We start from the raw sequence: 19,539 nt of genomic DNA on the forward strand, positions 1-19,539 counted from the left end.
TGGAAGTGTGGTAACACATGGAGCTGACTGTTACTAATAGGGTGAGGGCTTGACCAATAATCGCAAGGTTAAAAAATGATTCCATTAGGATGTAACATGTATGTAGTTTTGAAGGTACAGAACCTAAACGGTAGCCGGTTGGTTATCGTTTTTTTTTGCTTTTTCCCATTCCCTCTACCTTTTTCTTCTATATTCTGTTAAAATAAAAGTAATTTTTCACATAACAGGAAGATATAAGATGAAACTAAATAAAACCAAATTGAATCTGGCAGATCAGGAAACAAAGAAAATGCTGCCAGTAATTTTTTCCCTTGCGTGGCCGACCATGTTGGAGCAGCTTATGCAGACTGCTGTGCAGTATATGGATACAGGCATGGTGGGAGTCCTTGGAACAAGCGCCACTGCAGCTGTTGGGGCTACCAGCACCGTAAACTGGCTGATCGGAAGTACCATTTCTGCAATCAGTGTAGGCTTTCTGGCCTATATTTCCCAGTCTATGGGAGCTGGAAAGAAAGAACAGGCAAGAAAAGCCTCCGGCCAGGCGGTACTGGCTGTTCTTGTAGTAGGAATCTTTTTTACCATACTTACTATGGGACTTAGCAGTAAGGTTCCGGTGTGGATGCAGGTGGATCCTTCTATTCAGAAGCTGGCATCCAGCTATTTTCTTATCCTGTATGCACCAATGCTTTTTCGAACCGCAAATATTATTTTTGGAACAGTGCTGCGTGCAGTTGGAGATACCAAAACACCTATGCAGGTGGGAATTGCCTTTAACGTTATCAACATTGTTCTGAACTTTTTTCTCATTTATTCCACCAGAAGCGTGCTGATAGGTGGAAAAGAGCTGCTGGTCCCAGGTGCGGGATGGGGTGTGCAGGGAGCCGCAGCAGCAAGTGCGATTGCCTATACCATTGGCGGAATTGCCATTACATATAAATTGTGGAAACATACAGAGATTTCCCCGAAAGGCCAGAGCCTCAGGCCGGATCTGGCAGTACTGTGTCCCTGCCTGAAGGTAGCTGTTCCAAATATGTTTCAGCGCTTTGCCACATCCCTTGGATACGTAGTATTTGCATCTATGATTAATTCACTGGGCGAGACAGCTACAGCAGCCCATACCATTGCAAATACAGTGGAGTCAGCCTTTTATATTCCAGGATATGGAATGCAGACTGCGGCAGCCACACTGGCAGGAAACGCACTTGGTGCCAATGATAATAAGAAACTGAACAGTCTTGCAAGGGCAATTATTCCGTTGGAAGTAGGACTGATGATCATTTCCGGAAGTCTTTTGTTTATTTTTGCGCCGGTACTGATCAAATTGTTTTCCTCAGATGCACAGGTGATCAGCCTTGGAAGTACAGTGCTTCGTATGGTGGCTGTATCAGAACCATTTTACGGGGTACCGATCGTGATCGAGGGAATGATGCAGGGTGTGGGAAAAACAATAACTCCTTTCATATTCAATGTAGCTGGAATGTGGGGGCTCCGGATCCTGGGAACTTTTATTTGTATTCATTTGCTGGGACTGGGACTTGTTTCTGCATGGGGATGCATGATCGGGCATAACATGCTTTTGTTCATTCTGTTTACAGTGCACTATATAAGTGGAAAATGGAATCCAATGAATAAACAAAAAAGGCTTCTATGAACTTTGTTCACAAAAACATCTGGGGGAATATTACCTGCGGACAGTAAAAAAGCGCAACTTGACAGAGCATAACCAAGAACTTATACTGGAAATTGACGAAAAATGTACAGAACTTGGAATGGATGTTGATTACCATGGAGCAAAACATGAAAGCTAATCCGGAAAACAAAATGAAACGGCAATGGATCGCAGTAGTAGGGATCTGCCTTGCTGTAATGGCTTTCCTGACGGTGTTTCTTATGAAAAGATACCAGGTGAGAACAGAGAGCATTTTTGCAGAGCTGATGGAAGAATCTCTGTTATCTTCCCATTCAGAAGCACTGGCAGAGATGGAGAATTTTCTGAATGCACCAGATGATCCTGATGATGTGGAAGCAGCATGGGAAGCGCTTTCAAAAGACGAGAGCAATATTTTTCACTATGTATGCAATTCGGAAGGCGAGATCCTGGCTGGCGATATGAGGATTTTTGATATCAAATATACGGTGGCTGCAGAATTACGTTCAGCGAAGGTGAAGGATAAGAGGATTTCTGAGGCGTTAAAGGCATTGAAGAATCTGACCTCCGGAAGTCCTTATATTTTCTATGAACTGGAGAAATCTGATGTTTATCTGGTTGCATCCAAATTGGAGGACAGAGATTGTATCCTGATCTCAGGTTACCGGTCTGGCAAGATGAAGAACTATAAAGGTGTGATCATTAAGGGAAACCGTATGCTGATCTTTACTCTGCTGGGGTGTGTGGCGATCATGATCTTCCTGACCGTACGTTTATACATGAAGCAGCAGAAGCGGGTGATGAAGGGACAGGCCAGATACGATATTTTGTCAGAGTTTTCGGATACTGTACTTTTTGAGTATGACTGTCTGGATAAAACACTGGTATTTACGCCGAATATTACCACTCTGTTTGGTCTAAAGGAGATCGGGCAGATCCGTCCGTTTGATAAAGAAACAGATTTTACCATGGTGCATCCTGATGATGTTCCTAAAGTAAAAACTCTTCTTTCCACCATTGGAGATAATAAAGATGAAGTGGACGATTTTGTGATCCGATTCAAGGACAAAAACGGCAATTACCGCTGGGTACGCTGGATGGGACGACTGGTAAGAGGGCGTCTTGGCACTCCCCAGGTATTTCTCGGCAAGATCTCAGATGTACAGGATGAGATGACCAAGGAGCAGGATCTTCTGGAAAAAGCCTCTATAGATGGGCTTACAGGTGCACTTAACCGGAAGTCCGCAGAACAGAGAATCGCAGCTCTCATGCAGAATCGAGACTGCAAGGGTTATCTGTTCATGCTTGACATTGATGATTTCAAGACGGTAAACGATACCATGGGACATGCCATCGGAGACCTTGCACTGATCACTCTTGTGAAGTATTTGAAAGAGCATTTTCGCAGGGACGATATTGTGGGACGTCTTGGAGGAGATGAGTTTATTGTGTTTATGACCAATACGGAAGCAGCCGCTGTAGCGCAGGCAAAGGGGGAAGAAATCCTGAAGATCCTTGCAGCGGCAGAGACTACCCCTCATTTTACCGTGAGCATTGGTGCTGCCGCTTATCCAGCAGCAGGTAAAGATTACGAAAGTCTGTATCTGGCTGCAGATCATGCCATGTATGTGTCAAAGAAATCAGGTAAAAACAGGATTCATGTAGATGATGGTACTACTGTGACAGAAAAAGAAGTCTAAAAGGAAGGTGACAAAAATGCGGTTGCAGATTGTACAGGAGGCATTAAAAAAGAAAAATATTAAATATGAATACACAGAAATTGACGGTTGCGGAAGTCTTGATTTCCTTTTCCGCGGACTGAAATTTCACGTGTGGGAGTATGAAGACCGTGACTGGGGGGCTGAGACGAACATTTATGAAGCCGGACGCAGTCAGGATATTGAAGGCAATTACGAAGAAGTGATCGCGAAAGAAATTCTGTCATGGCCAGATATGATGCCAGGAAGTTGAGGAATGGGATGAGACACGAGATCAGCAATGAATTTCTTACAGTGCAGGCGGATACAGCAGGTGCTGTTCTATGGTCTGTGAGGGACCAGGACGGATTTGAGTATATCTGGCAGGGAGATGAAAGATACTGGAATGAACATGGCGCCAATCTTTTCCCTTATATTGCAAGAATGTGGGAGAAATCCTATACATTTCAGGGAAAAACTTATCATATGGATATCCACGGTTTTGCTAGGAATTCTGAATTTAAGTGTGTAAAAGCAGAGAATAAAGAAATGATTTTTGTACTTAAAGACAGTGAGCAGACGCTGGAACAGTATCCTTTCCATTTTTCTCTGGAGATCCGGTATCTGCTTGAAGGAAAAGCACTGAAGGTCCTCTATTCGGTGAAGAATAAGGATGAAAAGACCATGTACTTTGGAATCGGCGGACATCCGGGCTTTAATCTTCCCATGGAAGAGGGACTTTCCTTTGACGATTATGAACTGAAGTTTTCGGATTGCTGTGAGCCCAAGAGGATCCTTTTTTCCCAGGAGTGTTTTGTGGAGGGAAAGAAAGCTTACGAGCTTACAGACAGAAACCGTATTCCTCTTCAACATAATATTTTTGATGAAGATGCCATTGTACTGGAAGAAACCTCTGGACAGGTGCTGCTTCATAGCTTAAAGGGGAAAAAGGGTGTAAGGGTAGATTACCCGGATATGCCGTATATTGGTTTCTGGCACATGCCTTGTACCGATGCACCTTATGTGTGTATCGAGCCCTGGTGTTCCCTTCCATCCAGACAGGGGATTACAGAAGACCTGGAAAAACAGGAGAATCTTCTTTCCCTGGAGTCCGGTAAAGAGCGCCAGGTTTCCTGGACAATGGAAATTATTTAGGAAGGCAGGTCATTGGATCATGAAAAAGAAGCAGGGTGCAAACTGCGAATATTGTGTAAACTATTCTTATGATGATGATTATGAATGTTATACCTGTGAGATGAACCTGGATGAAGATGAAATGTACCGCTTCATCACAGGAACCTACCATGACTGCCCATATTTCCGTATAGGAGATGAGTACAGGGTAGTCCGGAAACAGATGTGATATTGTTTAAGGAAAGTAACATTCCTTGAAGAAATTAATGATCACGATTTGAACAGTAATACAGTGATACAGATGTAGAAAATTTTTGAAAAAATAAAAATAATAGTTGACAAATAAAATCGAACGTGGTATTTTATTATAGAACGCTGCCGAAGACAGTAGGTGCCGCAAGGCATAAGGATTAAAACGCCTACCGAGGACTAAGTATTCTTAAGTAAGAATTACGTTAAGCCTTGCTGTCTTACAGCAAGGTTTTTTTTGGCGGTATATCAAATTCTATAAGGAGGTGTACCATTTCATGGCAAAAGTAGAACTTAAACAACCAATCGTAGAAGAAATCGCTAACAACATTAAAGACGCTCAGGCTGTTGTTCTTGTAGACTACAGTGGTCTTACCGTTGAGCAGGATACTATTTTACGTAAAGAGTTAAGAGAGTCCGGCGTACAGTACAAGGTTTACAAAAACACTTTAATGCGTCGTGCATTCGAAGGTACTCCATGTGCAGATCTTGACAAGCACTTACATGGAACAAACGCTATTGCAATTTCTGCAACAGACGCTACTGCTCCTGCAAGAATTCTTGCAAAATTTGCAAAACAGTATCCGGCGCTTGAGTTAGTAGCTGGTATTGTTGAGGGTAACTACAACGATCAGGCAGGAATCCAGGCACTGTCCCAGGTTCCATCCAGAGAAGAACTTCTTGGCAAACTGCTTGGAAGTATCCAGTCTCCTATTACCAACTTTGCTCGTGTGCTTAATCAGATCGCAGAGCAGCAGGGCGGAGAGACTGAGGCACCAGCTGCAGAATAATTTAAGGATCTGTCGCTGAATCGAATCATTGATTCCACAAAATAATTTAAATGGAGGAAAATTATAATGGCAAAGTTAACAACAGCTGAGTTTATCGAAGCAATCAAAGAGTTATCTGTATTAGAGTTAAATGATTTAGTAAAAGCTTGCGAGGAAGAGTTCGGTGTATCCGCAGCAGCAGGCGTTGTTGTAGCAGCAGCTGGAGCAGCTGAGGCAGCAGAGGAGAAAGATGAGTTTGACGTAGAGCTTACAGAAGTAGGTCCTAACAAAGTTAAAGTTATCAAAGTTGTTCGTGAGATCACAGGCTTAGGTCTTAAAGAAGCTAAAGAAGTTGTTGATGGTGCTCCGAAAATGGTTAAAGAGGGCGCTTCCAAAGCTGAGGCTGAGGACATCAAAGCTAAACTTGAGGCTGAAGGCGCTAAAGTTACTCTTAAATAATTTAAGCGTATTTAAGCGAACCAAGCTCCCCGCAGAAGTCTGTCTGACAGGCCTCTGTGGGGATTTTTTTTGTAATAGGGATCTGAATATGAAGAAGATTTTTATTGGAACATTGCTGGGAATCGCGCTGTGTCTGGGAGGTGGACAGACCGTATTGGCAGAAGGGGATATTGTGGAAGAGGTAACCGCAAACGAAGATTTTGCCACAGACGAAACAGATGAATGGGAAGCAACGGATGATCCAGAGGGGAGCTTCCAGGGAGACGCTTCGTTTGGAACTGTGGAAAATGACGGAAACTCTACTGAGAACGCAGATGTGCTTCCCCAGGAAGCGGAAGACGGCTTTTACAGCGGGACCGAAGAATTAGCATTTTTTTTGTCAGAAGATTCTGAAAACGCCCAGGAGAATACGCAAGACGAAGAACCAGATCCATCTTCCGATATGAGGAGCATTCTTGACGCGCTTCCGTCGGATGCAACCAGTGTTACGCTGAATGCGCAGGATGGAAGCGACATTACAGATAGCCTGAACCTGGCTCTTAAGTTTATGGGAGAGCGGGCAAGTGATACCGCTCTGTGTTCAGTGATTATTCCACCTGGAAGCTATACAGTATCAGATATCATTCATATGTACGGCAATCTGACACTTTATGCCCGCGGTGCGGTTATCACCAAGGCATGTACAGATAAGCATGTGATATTGCGGTTGGGAGACCAGGATACTTCCGCAGGTGGTTATGATGGCTATCGGAATGTTACCATTGAAGGCGGAACCTGGGACCTGAATTATCCGGTTGTAGAGGATAAGGAAGGTGAGGGCGGTTATGTTGGATTCAGAATCGGTCATGCCAGCCATGTAATGATAAAAGATGTGACCTTTTTGAATAATCTGAAGTCCCATTTTCTGGAATTTGCAGGTGTAAAAGATGTAACCGTCACGGGTTGTACCTTTAAGGGTTACTGGCAGAAATACGAGGGTGGCGGACAGGAGTGCATCCAGCTGGATGCCTGCCTGGACTATATTTTTCCCGGGTATCCCCCCTTCGATGGCGCTGTCTGCGAAGACGTGAGGATTGAGAACAATACCTTTCAGGATGTTTTTGCAGGGGTGGGAAGCCATAGCATGGTCTATGACCGCCCTTACCAGAACATTGTGATAAGGGGAAATACTTTCCGAAATATTCGAAAGAGAGCAGTCTGGTGCCTGAATTATATAAATGGGACAGTAGAGAATAACCAAATGGAAAATGTAGGCGGCGGAGTGTTGGTGAGCAATCTGTATCTGCCAAATACACATCTGGTGCCGGGAACAATTTACGGAGCATCTGCGAATCATCAGGCAGCAGGTATTCTGGTAAAAGGAAATCAGATTTCCATTTCCTCGGTTTCCAGGGTGAATGGAGACAGCTGGAACGGCTATGGAATACAGGTTCAGGGTGCCAGGGTGAGCAACTCTGCAAATGGTATTCCGTCTGATCTGTATCAGGAAACGGCTGTCACGGTTTCCGGGAACAGGATCACAGGAACTGGAAACGGAATCCGCCTCTATCTTGCTGATAATTGTAAGGTAAGCGGCAATGAACTGGCTTTGTCCAGGACCACTTGGTTTTCCAATATGGGAATCTATCTGAGCGCATCGTCTGGCAACAGCATCTGCAATAATAAGGTGTCAGGCTGCAAAAACGTAGGAATCTATGCCTATAATGGCGGTAGTCTGAAGATTCCCTCCAGTCAGAACCAGATTACGGGAAACATAGTTTCCGGAACTGGTGGGGATGGAATTTACATTTCAGCCGACAGCACAGGTACCCTTCTTTCCAGAAACCGGGTTTTGTCTGGGAAAAAGAACGGAATGGTAGTTCTGGGGAGCAAGAGCTGCCAGATCACGTCTAATCAGGTATCAGGCTGTGCCCTGGATGGAATATACATGGAAAATCTTGGAAATGCTGTTGTTAAGTCAAATAAGATCAGCAGCGTAAAAGGCAGGGGAATACAGGTGATATCCAGCACCACCAAAAGCCTTTATGGGAATGTTATTACAGGAAGCAGAAAATGCGGTCTGTATGTATACAAATCCAAGATTAAAGGAAACAAGAAAAACCAGCTGGAAAATAATGGAAGCACCTATGCCATATATGCAAAAGGCAGTTCCGGCATTACTGCCGTGAAGCTTCCAACCTTTTCGAAGATCACCAAAAAGACAGTGAAGATCACAGGAAAGGCAGCTGGCGGAAAAACACTTACTGCATACGTGGTGAGAAAAGCCGGGAATAAGAAGATTGGCAGAGGGACCATTAACGCAAAGAAGAAATACCGTATTACCATAAAGAAACAGAAAAAAGGAACGGTACTCCGGTTTGTATTAGCCGACAAATACGGAAACACTTCCTATACAAATAAAAAAGTAAAATAATTTAAAAAAATAACGGGGAATTTGCTTGACAGGCTTTTTTTGTTGTGCTATAGTGAAGAATGCTATATTATGGCAAGATATGCCTACTATGCGTTGCCCGCAAAGCAGGCTGATGTTGTAATAAATAAAATAAAACAGGGGTGAAACGTCAATGGAAAAAAACAGAATTCGTTCTGTAAAAACTGGAAAAAGCATGCGAATGAGCTACCAGAGACAAAAAGAAGTCCTGGAAATGCCGAATTTGATCGAGGTCCAGAAGGATTCTTACCAGTGGTTTCTCGACGAAGGATTGAATGAAGTATTCGACGATATTTCTCCAATCGCAGACTACGGCGGAAAGCTCAGTCTTGAATTCATCGGCTTTACATTTGATGAAAAAGAGGCCAAATACACCATCGAGCAGTGTAAAGAACGTGACGTAACTTATGCCGCACCTTTGAAGGTTAGAGTGAGACTGATTAACAAGGAAACAGAAGAGATCAAGGAACACGAGATTTTCATGGGAGACCTGCCGATCATGACTGCGACAGGAACTTTCGTCATTAACGGTGCTGAGCGTGTTATTGTCAGCCAGTTAGTACGTTCCCCTGGAATCTATTATGCCATTGCACACGATAAAATTGGTAAAAGACTGTTTTCCTGTACAGTAATTCCTAACAGAGGAGCATGGCTGGAATATGAGACCGACTCCAACGATGTATTTTATGTACGTGTGGACAGAACCCGTAAGGTTCCGATCACTGTGCTGATCCGTGCGCTTGGTGTTGGTTCCAATGCAGAGATCATTGATCTGTTTGGTGAAGAACCGAAGATCCTTGCAAGTTTTACAAAAGATACTTCTACAAATTATGAAGAAGGTCTTCTGGAACTGTATAAGAAAATCCGTCCAGGTGAGCCGCTTGCAGTTGAGAGCGCAGAGAGCCTGATCAATGCGATGTTCTTTGATCCGAGAAGATATGATCTTGCCAAGGTCGGACGTTATAAATTTAATAAGAAACTTCATTTCAATAAACGAATTGTTGGTCATAAGCTGGCTGATGATGTGGTTGAGGGCTCTACAGGAGAAATCCTTGCAGAGGCAGGTACCATCGTTACCAGAGAACTGGCAAATGCCATTCAGAACGCTGCAGTTCCATTTGTATGGATCCAGGGTGAAGAAGACCGCAGAATTAAAGTTCTTTCCAACTTAATGGTAGACATGCATCATTATCTGCCGGAGATCGAGAACCTGGAAGAGCTTGGTGTTACAGAGTTAGTATACTACCCTGTACTCGAAAAAATTCTGGAAGAAAATGACTCACTTGAGGACAGAATTGCTGCTATCCGCAGAGATATCCATGATCTGATTCCGAAGCATATTACAAGAGAAGATATTTTTGCTTCTATTAACTACAATATGCATCTGGAATACGGTATTGGAAATGACGACGATATCGATCACTTAGGAAACCGTCGTATCCGTGCGGTTGGTGAGCTGCTTCAGAACCAGTACCGTATCGGTCTTTCCAGACTTGAGCGTGTGGTTCGTGAGAGAATGACAACACAGGATGTGGAGACAATCTCCCCACAGACACTGATCAATATCAAACCAGTAACAGCTGCAGTGAAAGAGTTCTTTGGTTCTTCCCAGTTGTCACAGTTCATGGATCAGAACAACCCTCTGGGTGAGCTGACCCATAAGAGACGTCTTTCCGCACTGGGACCTGGCGGTCTGTCACGAGACAGAGCCGGATTCGAGGTTCGAGACGTTCATTATTCCCATTACGGAAGAATGTGCCCGATCGAGACACCTGAGGGACCTAACATCGGTCTGATCAACTCTCTTGCATCTTATGCGAAGCTGAATCAGTACGGATTTGTTGAGGCACCTTACCGTAAAATTGATAAGACTGATCCTATGAATCCGCGTGTAACCGAAGAAGTTGTTTACATGACAGCAGATGAAGAGGATAACTACCATGTAGCACAGGCGAATGAGGCTCTGGACGCAGAAGGACATTTCGTTCGTAAGAACGTTTCCGGTCGTTACCGCGAAGAGACTCAGGAGTACGAGCGTCAGATGTTTGATTACATGGACGTATCTCCTAAGATGGTATTCTCTGTAGCTACAGCCCTGATCCCATTCCTTCAGAACGACGATGCGAACCGTGCGCTGATGGGATCTAACATGCAGCGTCAGGCTGTTCCGCTTCTTACTACAGAGGCACCAGTTGTTGGTACAGGAATGGAAGCTAAGACCGCTGTTGACTCCGGTGTTTGTGTGGTTGCAAGAAAGTCTGGTACTGTACTTCGCTCCACATCTACCGATATCAGCATTAAGAATGATGACGGAACGAAAGATGATTATCATCTTACCAAATTCATGCGCAGTAACCAGAGCAACTGCTACAACCAGCGTCCGATCGTAAATCAGGGCGAGCATGTAGAAGCAGGTGATGTGATTGCTGACGGTCCGTCCACTTCTCAGGGAGAGCTTGCTCTTGGTAAGAACCCACTGATCGGATTTATGACCTGGGAAGGTTATAACTACGAGGATGCTGTACTGTTAAGTGAGAAACTTGTACAGAACGATGTTTATACATCTGTTCACATTGAAGAATATGAGGCAGAATCCCGTGACACCAAGTTAGGACCGGAAGAGATCACCCGTGATGTTCCAGGCGTTGGTGATGATTCCCTGAAGGATCTTGACGAGCGCGGAATCATCCGTATCGGTGCAGAGGTTCGTGCCGGTGATATCCTTGTTGGTAAGGTAACTCCTAAGGGAGAGACAGAGCTTACTGCAGAGGAGAGACTCCTTCGTGCGATCTTTGGTGAGAAGGCCCGTGAAGTACGTGATACTTCTCTTAAGGTACCGCATGGTGAGTATGGTATCGTTGTGGATGCCAAGGTATTTACAAGAGAAAATGGTGACGAACTGTCTCCAGGAGTAAATCAGTCTGTACGTATTTATATCGCACAGAAGAGAAAAATCTCCGTTGGTGATAAAATGGCTGGTCGTCATGGTAACAAGGGTGTCGTTTCCCGTGTACTTCCGGTTGAGGATATGCCATTCCTTCCGAACGGACGTCCTCTGGATATCGTGCTGAACCCTCTGGGTGTACCTTCCCGTATGAACATCGGACAGGTCCTGGAGATCCACTTAAGTCTTGCTGCTAAGGCACTTGGCTTCAATATTTCAACACCGGTATTCGATGGTGCAAACGAGAATGATATCCAGGATACACTGGAGCTTGCAAATGATTATGTAAATACAGAAGACTTTGAAGAGTTCCGTGAAAAATACAAAGATATTCTGGCACCTGATGTAATGCAGTATCTGGATGAGAACAAAGCCCACAGAGCACTGTGGAAGGGAGTTCCGATCTCCAGGGATGGTAAGGTACAGCTTCGTGATGGACGTACCGGAGAGTTCTTTGACGGCCCGACCACAATCGGACACATGCACTACCTGAAGCTGCATCATCTGGTTGATGATAAAATCCATGCCCGTTCCACAGGTCCTTACTCTCTGGTTACACAGCAGCCTCTGGGTGGTAAAGCCCAGTTCGGTGGACAGCGTTTCGGAGAGATGGAGGTTTGGGCTCTGGAGGCATATGGTGCATCCTATACGCTCCAGGAAATCCTGACAGTTAAATCCGATGATGTAGTCGGTCGTGTGAAGACTTATGAAGCGATCATCAAGGGAGACAACATCCCTGAGCCTGGTATTCCGGAATCCTTTAAGGTACTTCTTAAAGAGCTCCAGTCCCTGGCGCTGGATGTACGTGTTCTCAAAGATGACCAGACAGAAGTTCAGATCATGGAGAATGTAGATTACGGCGAAACCGATCTTCGTGCAGTTATCGAGGGAGATTCCCGCGGACACAGAGAAGAGGAAGCCTTCAGCAAACACGGCTATACAAAGCAGGAGTTTGACGGTGAGGAACTTGTAGATGTGGACGAGGACGAAGAAGAGGATTATGAATCCGAAATCGACGATTCCTACGATGATAACGAAGAGTAGAAAGGGGAAAAGAATACATGGCAGAATCAACCAATACCAATGAAACATATCAGCCAATGACTTTCGATGCCATTAAAATCGGACTGGCGTCCCCGGAAAAGATCAGAGAGTGGTCAAGAGGTGAGGTTTTAAAACCGGAAACCATCAACTACCGTACCTTGAAACCGGAGAAAGACGGACTTTTCTGTGAAAGAATTTTCGGACCGAGCAAGGACTGGGAGTGCCACTGTGGTAAATACAAGAAAATCCGCTTTAAAGGTGTTGTCTGCGACAGATGTGGTGTTGAGGTTACCAAGTCTTCTGTTCGTAGAGAGCGTATGGGACATATCGAGCTTGCTGCTCCTGTTTCCCATATCTGGTATTTCAAGGGTATTCCGTCCCGTATGGGACTTATCCTGGATCTGACTCCAAGAACACTGGAGAAAGTCCTTTACTTTGCAAATTATATCGTACTGGATCCGGCAGATTCCGGACTCCAGTACAAACAGATCCTGACTGAGAGAGAATATCAGGACGCCCGTGAATCTTATGGAAACAATTTCCGTGTAGGTATGGGTGCTGAAGCTATTAAGGAGCTCCTTATGGCTATCGATCTTGAGAAGGATTCTGCTGAATTAAAGGCAGAGCTGGTTAAGGCAACAGGTCAGAAGCGTGCAAGAATCATCAAACGTCTTGAAGTTGTTGAGTCTTTCCGTGAGTCTGGAAATCGTCCTGAGTGGATGATCCTGGATGTTGTTCCTGTAATCCCGCCAGATCTTCGTCCTATGGTACAGTTGGATGGCGGACGTTTTGCAACATCTGACCTGAATGATCTGTACAGAAGAATCATTAATCGTAACAATCGTCTGAAAAGACTGTTGGAGCTTGGTGCTCCGGATATCATTGTCCGCAATGAGAAACGTATGCTTCAGGAAGCTGTTGACGCCCTGATCGACAATGGCCGTCGTGGCCGTCCAGTAACAGGCCCTGGAAACAGAGCACTGAAATCCCTTTCTGACATGCTGAAAGGTAAATCCGGACGTTTCCGTCAGAACCTTCTTGGTAAGCGTGTTGACTATTCCGGACGTTCCGTTATCGTCGTTGGACCTGAGCTGAAGATTTATCAGTGCGGTCTGCCGAAAGAGATGGCAATCGAGCTGTTCAAGCCTTTCGTTATGAAAGAGCTGGTAGCAAACGGTACCTCTCACAATATTAAGAATGCCAAGAAGATGGTAGAGAAGCTTGAGCCAGCTGTATGGGATGTTCTGGAAGATGTTATCAAAGAACATCCGGTTATGCTGAACCGTGCACCTACACTGCATCGTCTGGGTATCCAGGCGTTTGAGCCGATCCTTGTAGAAGGTAAGGCAATTAAGCTTCATCCACTTGTTTGTACCGCATTCAACGCTGACTTCGATGGTGACCAGATGGCTGTCCATCTTCCGCTTTCCCAGGAAGCACAGGCAGAGTGCCGTTTCCTGCTTCTGTCTCCGAACAACCTTCTGAAACCTTCCGATGGTGGTCCGGTAGCCGTTCCTTCACAGGATATGGTCCTTGGTATCTACTATCTGACCCAGGAAAGACCTGGAAACAAGGGTGAAGGCAAGTTCTTCAAGAACGTTAACGAAGCAATTCTGGCATATGAGAACCAGGTAATTACCCTGCAGTCCAAGATTCTTGTCCGCTGCAGCAAGGTTATGCCGGATGGAAGTACTTTCACAGGTAATGTACAGTCTACACTGGGACGTTTCCTGTTCAATGAGATCCTGCCGCAGGATCTTGGATTTGTTGACAGAAGCATTCCGGGAAATGAGCTTCTCCTTGAGGTTGACTTCCTGGTTGGTAAGAAACAGCTGAAACAGATCCTTGAAAAAGTTATTAATACTCACGGGGCAACCAAGACTGCTGAGGTTCTGGACTCTATCAAGGCTATGGGGTACAAGTATTCTACAAGAGCTGCCATGACCGTATCTATTTCCGATATGACCGTGCCGCCGCAGAAGCCTGAGATGATCAAGGCTGCACAGGATACTGTAGATAAGATCACCAAGAACTACAAACGTGGTCTTATTACTGAGGAAGAGCGTTACAAAGAGGTTGTTGATACCTGGAAGAAGACTGATGATGAGCTTACTCATGCACTTCTTTCCGGACTTGATAAATACAACAATATCTTCATGATGGCTGACTCTGGTGCCCGTGGATCTGATAAGCAGATCAAACAGCTTGCAGGTATGCGTGGATTGATGGCAGATACAACCGGACATACAATCGAGCTTCCTATCAAGTCAAACTTCCGTGAAGGTCTGGACGTACTGGAATACTTCATGTCCGCTCATGGAGCCCGTAAAGGACTTTCCGATACCGCTCTTCGTACAGCCGATTCCGGTTACCTGACAAGACGTCTTGTTGACGTATCTCAGGACCTGATCGTACGTGAGATGGATTGCTGTGAGAACAGAGCAGAGATTTCCGGTATGTATGTAAAAGGTTTCATGGATGGCAAGGAGGAGATTGAGAGTCTTCAGGATCGTATCACAGGCCGTTTCTCCTGCGAAGATATTAAGAATAAAGATGGCGAAGTTCTTGTAAAAGCAAACCACATGATCACTCCGAAGCGTGCTGCCCGTATTATGAAAGAAGGCGTGGATAACATTACCGGAGGTCCTGTAGAGCAGGTTAAAATCCGTACCATCCTGAGCTGTAAGTGTAAGGTTGGTGTGTGTGCGAAGTGCTATGGTGCCAACATGGCTACCGGTGAGCCGGTACAGGTTGGTGAGTCCATCGGTATCATCGCTGCACAGTCTATCGGTGAGCCTGGTACACAGCTGACCATGCGTACCTTCCATACTGGTGGTGTTGCCGGTGGAGATATTACACAGGGTCTTCCTCGTGTCGAGGAGCTTTTCGAGGCAAGAAAGCCAAAAGGACTTGCTGTTATCACTGAGATTCCTGGTGTTGCTACAATTAACGACACCAAGAAGAAGAGAGAAATCATCGTAACTGATTCGGAGACAGGCGATTCCAAGACTTACCTGATCCCATACGGTTCACGTATTAAGATCATGGACGGACAGATTATGGAAGCCGGTGATGAGCTTACAGAAGGTAGTGTAAACCCGCATGATATCCTTAGAATCAAGGGCGTTCGTGCTGTTCAGGATTACATGATCCGTGAGGTTCAGCGTGTATACCGTCTCCAGGGTGTTGAGATCAACGATAAGCATATCGAGGTTATCGTTCACCAGATGCTGAAGAAGATCCGTATCGAGGATAACGGAGATTCTGAATTCCTGCCAGGAACTCTCGTTGACTTCCTTGATTACGAGGAGGTAAATGAGAAACTTGAAGCTGAGGGATTACGTCCGGCGGTTGGAAAACAGGGAATGCTTGGTATCACTAAGGCTTCTCTGGCAACTGATTCCTTCCTGTCTGCTGCTTCCTTCCAGGAGACCACTAAGGTTCTGACTGAGGCTGCAATCAAGGGTAAGGTTGACCATCTGATCGGTCTGAAGGAGAACGTAATCATTGGTAAATTGATCCCGGCTGGTACAGGTATGAAGTGCTACAGCGATGTGGAGCTTGATACTGGAATGCCGGAAGAGCCAGAAAAAATCGAATTCGATGAAATGGACGACGGGGATCAGGACGTGTTGGATGTAGCTGAGGATTCCGAAGAGCTGGAGGCTGAAGAGGCTCTGGACGAGGCTGAGGATGCAGAGGACACATTCGAGGACGAAGACTCCGCTGACGACAGTGAAGAGTAATCAATAAAATATATGAAATTAATGATCCCCTGGGGTGACAGAGATGTTGCCCTGGGGGATTTTTTTTACGTAAGCCACGAGCGAAAGTTCGCAGAGTATGTTTTAGCCTGCTAAGGTAGATATAGCCTTAAACTATAACTGGCTCTATAAAACTGCAATTCCAAAATGTGCATTTTAGGGTTGCATATTGGAAAGTTCTGGTCTATAATAAGCAACATCAAGAAAAACATATAAAACATATCGAGCTACTAGGAAAAGGAGAAACCGAGATGACAGTATCAGTTAGAACAATGGAAATGTGTTGTACCATGAAGATGGAAAAAGAGGTCATGTGTTGTTACTGTTGTTGCGGCTCTATGATGATAGATAGAAAATAGAATAGAATTTCAGACATATGCGTTTATGTGATAAGAACAAAGAAGTTTTCTGAAGCAGGTATTCGGATATGAACCTGTTATTTTTTTACCCATTTTTACTATGAAAGTCCCGGACGGCAGCAGAAGGAGCGCCAAAGGCGCGTAACCGCTGACTTTCATATATAGGGATGTTACCAGAATGTGACATGTCCTTTTAGAGAATATAAGAATTCGGAGGAAAATAAAATGAGTGGATGCGGATGCAGTTTTTCAGCAGCAGAGGATGTTAAGGAAGATGTAAAATATACAGATGAGCTTGCAGATCAGTTTGCAAAAGAAGTTGGAGTTGATCCAAGACCAAATGAAACTTTAGTAGAGATTGATGAGCGGGGTGCATTTATCAGACAGCCAAACGCATTTATCCAGCCATTCGGCGATGAAGAGGGCGACTTAAAAGCAGAGGCAGGGCGTTACGGAATCTACTGGGCTACAGGCTGTAACTGGTCAAACAGACCGATCATTGTAAGAGATCTCCTTGGACTTCAGGATGTGATCTCAGATACCAGGGTAACTCATTCCGGTGAGACAAACAAATACGGACATGCTTTTGGTGATCAGCCAGGATTCAAGGATCCGAAGACAGGAGCTTACTTCCTCAGCGAGTTTTACAAAAGAGCAAACCCAGATTTCAAAGGAAGAGCAACAACTCCAACCCTGGTAGATATCAAAGAAAAGAAAGCCGTAAACAATGATTACCATCGTCTTACCAATTACATCGAGGTTCAGTTCCGTCCATTCCAGCCAAAGGATGCGCCAGATCTTTACCCGAAGAAATTCCGTAAGGAGATCGATGAATTTAACGACTGGCTGTTCCCACATGTAAACAATGGACATTACCGCATGGCATTTTGCCAGTCACCGGAGGCATATGATGAAGCTTACGAAGATTTTTATGAATCACTTGAAAAACTGGACAAGAGACTGGAAACCAACCGTTTCCTCTTCGGAGATTACATTACAGACAGCGATGTCCGCGCTTATGTTACCCTGGTCCGCTGGGATGTGAGCTACTATCACAACATTGGACCTGTGAAAAAGCCAATCCGTGATTATAAGAACATCTGGGGTTACTTAAGAGAACTTTACCAGATTCCGGCATTCCGCCATGGAAGTGATCCTCAGGTTCTGGCACTGGAGAGACCGAAAAAGAAACTGGGAGAAGTTCTTTTCCGTGGATACAATGAGCGGATCCTTGCCAAGGTTGATTTTGAAAAGCTTTGGGCAGATGATGGAGAGAGAAGAAAGCTGAGCAAGACTCCAGACGAAGTATTCCTTCGTCATCCGGAAGGTGAGACCTACGAGGACTACGCAGAACCGATTTCCAAGACCATCTGGAACAGTCCGGAATGGGAAGACAGAAATCCGAAGAATGGAACCTTATCCGTGGATGCGTCCATTAATCCATTGAAGGGACTTCTGTAAAAAGTGAAATTTTCTATATAAGATTAGACGAGAGAGGTAAGAGATTATGAAAAATTTAAATAACATTACAGCAGCATTATTGGCAGGCGTATTAGCGGCAAGTCTTACAGGCGGCGCAGCAACCGTATTTGCAGATTCAGATGTAACAATTGTCAAAGGTGTAACAAGCGGTTCCCTGGCTCCTTACTTTTATGTAGGAGACGACAATGAACTTACAGGTGTAGATATCGATATTGTGAAAGAGGTTTTTAACCGCCTTCCCCAGTACGAGCTTCAGATCGACACTGCAGATGCACTGCAGGGCGTTATCAGTGGTCAGTATGATATTGCAATCAACAACTATGGCTATACAGATGAAAGAGCAGAGTCCTACTATTTCTCTTTCCCATACAAAACAAGCTTTAACGAGTACATCCAGCGAGCTGATGATGAGCCGCTTACCTCTCTTCAGGATCTGGCTGACAGAGGATACAAGATCGAGCTGACAGCAGGAAGCCTGACAGCAAATGCCCTGGAGACCTGGAATGAGGAAAATCCGGATCATCAGATCGAAATCGTGTATGACAACACCAATTTCCAGGTTCGTTATCAGAACATTGTAGACGGAGTTACAGATGTGGCAATCGACGATGGCCCGCTGATCGACAACCTCCTTCCAAACTTTGGACTGGAAGGACAGCTGGTTCCAAATCCCATTGATGATGAAACCCAGGAATTTCTTTTCCCACAGAACAATACCTATTTCCTCTTTGGAAAAAATGAGGAAGGCGCAGTTCTCCGTGATGATGTAGATGCAGTTCTCAAAGAGATGAAAGAGGACGGAACATTGGCTGAGATTACCGAAAAATATCTTGGAAAAGACACCAGCCCGGATGAGAAATATTTCGAAGAGACAATTAACTGATAAGACAGAGTTCGGGAAGGAAGCAGTGTGATAATTTTCCTTCCCGAACGGACATATCGCCATATATGAAGAGAAATACAGGAAAATGAGGGAGAAAAGTCATGGTGGAAATTTACCGTATCGAAAAAGGGGCGGAGGCCTGGAAATATAAAGCTTATGATTATGTGAGGACAGACGCCTTCTGCGTGGGACAAGGGATTCCCATTGAGCTTGAGTTTTCACATGACGAAAAAGAAGAGGAACTTCAGGCAGTACTTCTTGTGGAAGACCACAAGCCAGTGGCTGGCTGCCGGATCGCTTTTCCCAACGAGAAGACCGGCAAGATCGAACGTGTCTGCGTGGTGCGGGAAAAACAAAAAGGTGGTTATGGCAGAAGCCTTATAGAAGAAGCCGAGAAATGGCTGAAAGAGTACGGCGTAAATCATATTGTGATCGGCAGCCAGGACCGCGCTGCTGGTTTCTATGAGAAGCTGGAATATAAGCTGAATCCGGATGTGAGCCCGAATATGTATGACAGACATCATGAGGACGAGGGCAAAAAGCAGGAAGCAAAAAGCCAGTCGGGAAAGCCCAGGAAGCCTATTCCAGGACTTGGTTTTACCTGTGTACTGGTTGAGAAATATTTGTAAAAGTGTGTTGCTGTGAAGGACGTGAACGGTAACAACGATCGGGCAT

Annotated in this window: 13 protein-coding genes and 1 other annotated feature; all 13 genes read left to right on the plus strand. The window is 44.9% G+C overall.

Annotation, left to right across the window (positions count from 1 at the left end):
• The first annotated feature begins 238 nt into the window (after window positions 1–238).
• Window positions 239–1,651 (plus strand): MATE family efflux transporter, encoded by a 1,413-nt coding sequence (locus LIQ05_RS10455; protein ID WP_226820485.1) that lies wholly within the window; start codon window positions 239–241, stop codon window positions 1,649–1,651.
• A gap of 146 nt (window positions 1,652–1,797) precedes the next feature.
• Window positions 1,798–3,348 (plus strand): sensor domain-containing diguanylate cyclase, encoded by a 1,551-nt coding sequence (locus LIQ05_RS10460; protein ID WP_226820486.1) that lies wholly within the window; start codon window positions 1,798–1,800, stop codon window positions 3,346–3,348.
• A gap of 16 nt (window positions 3,349–3,364) precedes the next feature.
• Entirely contained in the window at window positions 3,365–3,619 is a 255-nt protein-coding gene (locus LIQ05_RS10465; protein ID WP_226820487.1) for a kinase, read from the plus strand.
• A gap of 8 nt (window positions 3,620–3,627) precedes the next feature.
• Complete coding sequence (locus LIQ05_RS10470; protein ID WP_226820488.1) at window positions 3,628–4,500, plus strand: aldose 1-epimerase family protein; 873 nt, start codon at window positions 3,628–3,630, stop codon at window positions 4,498–4,500.
• Between the two features lie 19 nt (window positions 4,501–4,519).
• Window positions 4,520–4,708 (plus strand): DUF6472 family protein, encoded by a 189-nt coding sequence (locus tag LIQ05_RS10475; protein ID WP_226820489.1) that lies wholly within the window; start codon window positions 4,520–4,522, stop codon window positions 4,706–4,708.
• A 131-nt stretch (window positions 4,709–4,839) separates the two neighbouring features.
• Window positions 4,840–4,975: a sequence feature (ribosomal protein L10 leader region), on the plus strand.
• A gap of 31 nt (window positions 4,976–5,006) precedes the next feature.
• Window positions 5,007–5,519, plus strand: a complete 513-nt coding sequence (rplJ, locus tag LIQ05_RS10480; RefSeq protein WP_226820490.1) for a 50S ribosomal protein L10 — start codon at window positions 5,007–5,009, stop codon at window positions 5,517–5,519.
• Between the two features lie 66 nt (window positions 5,520–5,585).
• On the plus strand, window positions 5,586–5,957 hold the full coding sequence (gene rplL / locus LIQ05_RS10485) for a 50S ribosomal protein L7/L12 (protein ID WP_226820491.1): 372 nt from the start codon (window positions 5,586–5,588) through the stop codon (window positions 5,955–5,957).
• Window positions 5,958–6,045: 88 nt separating this feature from the next.
• Entirely contained in the window at window positions 6,046–8,370 is a 2,325-nt protein-coding gene (locus LIQ05_RS10490; protein WP_226820492.1) for a right-handed parallel beta-helix repeat-containing protein, read from the plus strand.
• A 151-nt stretch (window positions 8,371–8,521) separates the two neighbouring features.
• Window positions 8,522–12,376 (plus strand): DNA-directed RNA polymerase subunit beta, encoded by a 3,855-nt coding sequence (locus LIQ05_RS10495; RefSeq protein ID WP_226820493.1) that lies wholly within the window; start codon window positions 8,522–8,524, stop codon window positions 12,374–12,376.
• A gap of 17 nt (window positions 12,377–12,393) precedes the next feature.
• Complete coding sequence (rpoC, locus tag LIQ05_RS10500) at window positions 12,394–16,122, plus strand: DNA-directed RNA polymerase subunit beta' (RefSeq protein WP_226820494.1); 3,729 nt, start codon at window positions 12,394–12,396, stop codon at window positions 16,120–16,122.
• Window positions 16,123–16,724: 602 nt separating this feature from the next.
• Entirely contained in the window at window positions 16,725–17,960 is a 1,236-nt protein-coding gene (locus tag LIQ05_RS10505) for a glutathione S-transferase C-terminal domain-containing protein (RefSeq protein ID WP_226820495.1), read from the plus strand.
• 46 nt (window positions 17,961–18,006) lie between these two features.
• Complete coding sequence (locus LIQ05_RS10510; RefSeq protein WP_226820496.1) at window positions 18,007–18,864, plus strand: transporter substrate-binding domain-containing protein; 858 nt, start codon at window positions 18,007–18,009, stop codon at window positions 18,862–18,864.
• A 101-nt stretch (window positions 18,865–18,965) separates the two neighbouring features.
• On the plus strand, window positions 18,966–19,493 hold the full coding sequence (locus LIQ05_RS10515; protein ID WP_226820497.1) for a GNAT family N-acetyltransferase: 528 nt from the start codon (window positions 18,966–18,968) through the stop codon (window positions 19,491–19,493).
• Window positions 19,494–19,539: the final 46 nt, after the last annotated feature.

This window comes from Blautia glucerasea (assembly GCF_020537505.1).
Lineage (GTDB): Bacteria > Bacillota > Clostridia > Lachnospirales > Lachnospiraceae > Blautia_A.

What these genes read in the sequence shown, in the direction of transcription:
- LIQ05_RS10515 (WP_226820497.1), top strand. Translation starts at nt 18,966, where the DNA reads ATGGTGGAAATTTACCGTATCGAAAAAGGGGCGGAGGCCTGGAAATAT.
- rpoC (WP_226820494.1), top strand. Translation starts at nt 12,394, where the DNA reads ATGGCAGAATCAACCAATACCAATGAAACATATCAGCCAATGACTTTC.
- rplJ (WP_226820490.1), top strand. Translation starts at nt 5,007, where the DNA reads ATGGCAAAAGTAGAACTTAAACAACCAATCGTAGAAGAAATCGCTAAC.
- LIQ05_RS10470 (WP_226820488.1), top strand. Translation starts at nt 3,628, where the DNA reads ATGAGACACGAGATCAGCAATGAATTTCTTACAGTGCAGGCGGATACA.
- rplL (WP_226820491.1), top strand. Translation starts at nt 5,586, where the DNA reads ATGGCAAAGTTAACAACAGCTGAGTTTATCGAAGCAATCAAAGAGTTA.
- LIQ05_RS10505 (WP_226820495.1), top strand. Translation starts at nt 16,725, where the DNA reads ATGAGTGGATGCGGATGCAGTTTTTCAGCAGCAGAGGATGTTAAGGAA.
- LIQ05_RS10495 (WP_226820493.1), top strand. Translation starts at nt 8,522, where the DNA reads ATGGAAAAAAACAGAATTCGTTCTGTAAAAACTGGAAAAAGCATGCGA.
- LIQ05_RS10460 (WP_226820486.1), top strand. Translation starts at nt 1,798, where the DNA reads ATGAAAGCTAATCCGGAAAACAAAATGAAACGGCAATGGATCGCAGTA.
- LIQ05_RS10455 (WP_226820485.1), top strand. Translation starts at nt 239, where the DNA reads ATGAAACTAAATAAAACCAAATTGAATCTGGCAGATCAGGAAACAAAG.
- LIQ05_RS10465 (WP_226820487.1), top strand. Translation starts at nt 3,365, where the DNA reads ATGCGGTTGCAGATTGTACAGGAGGCATTAAAAAAGAAAAATATTAAA.
- LIQ05_RS10490 (WP_226820492.1), top strand. Translation starts at nt 6,046, where the DNA reads ATGAAGAAGATTTTTATTGGAACATTGCTGGGAATCGCGCTGTGTCTG.
- LIQ05_RS10510 (WP_226820496.1), top strand. Translation starts at nt 18,007, where the DNA reads ATGAAAAATTTAAATAACATTACAGCAGCATTATTGGCAGGCGTATTA.
- LIQ05_RS10475 (WP_226820489.1), top strand. Translation starts at nt 4,520, where the DNA reads ATGAAAAAGAAGCAGGGTGCAAACTGCGAATATTGTGTAAACTATTCT.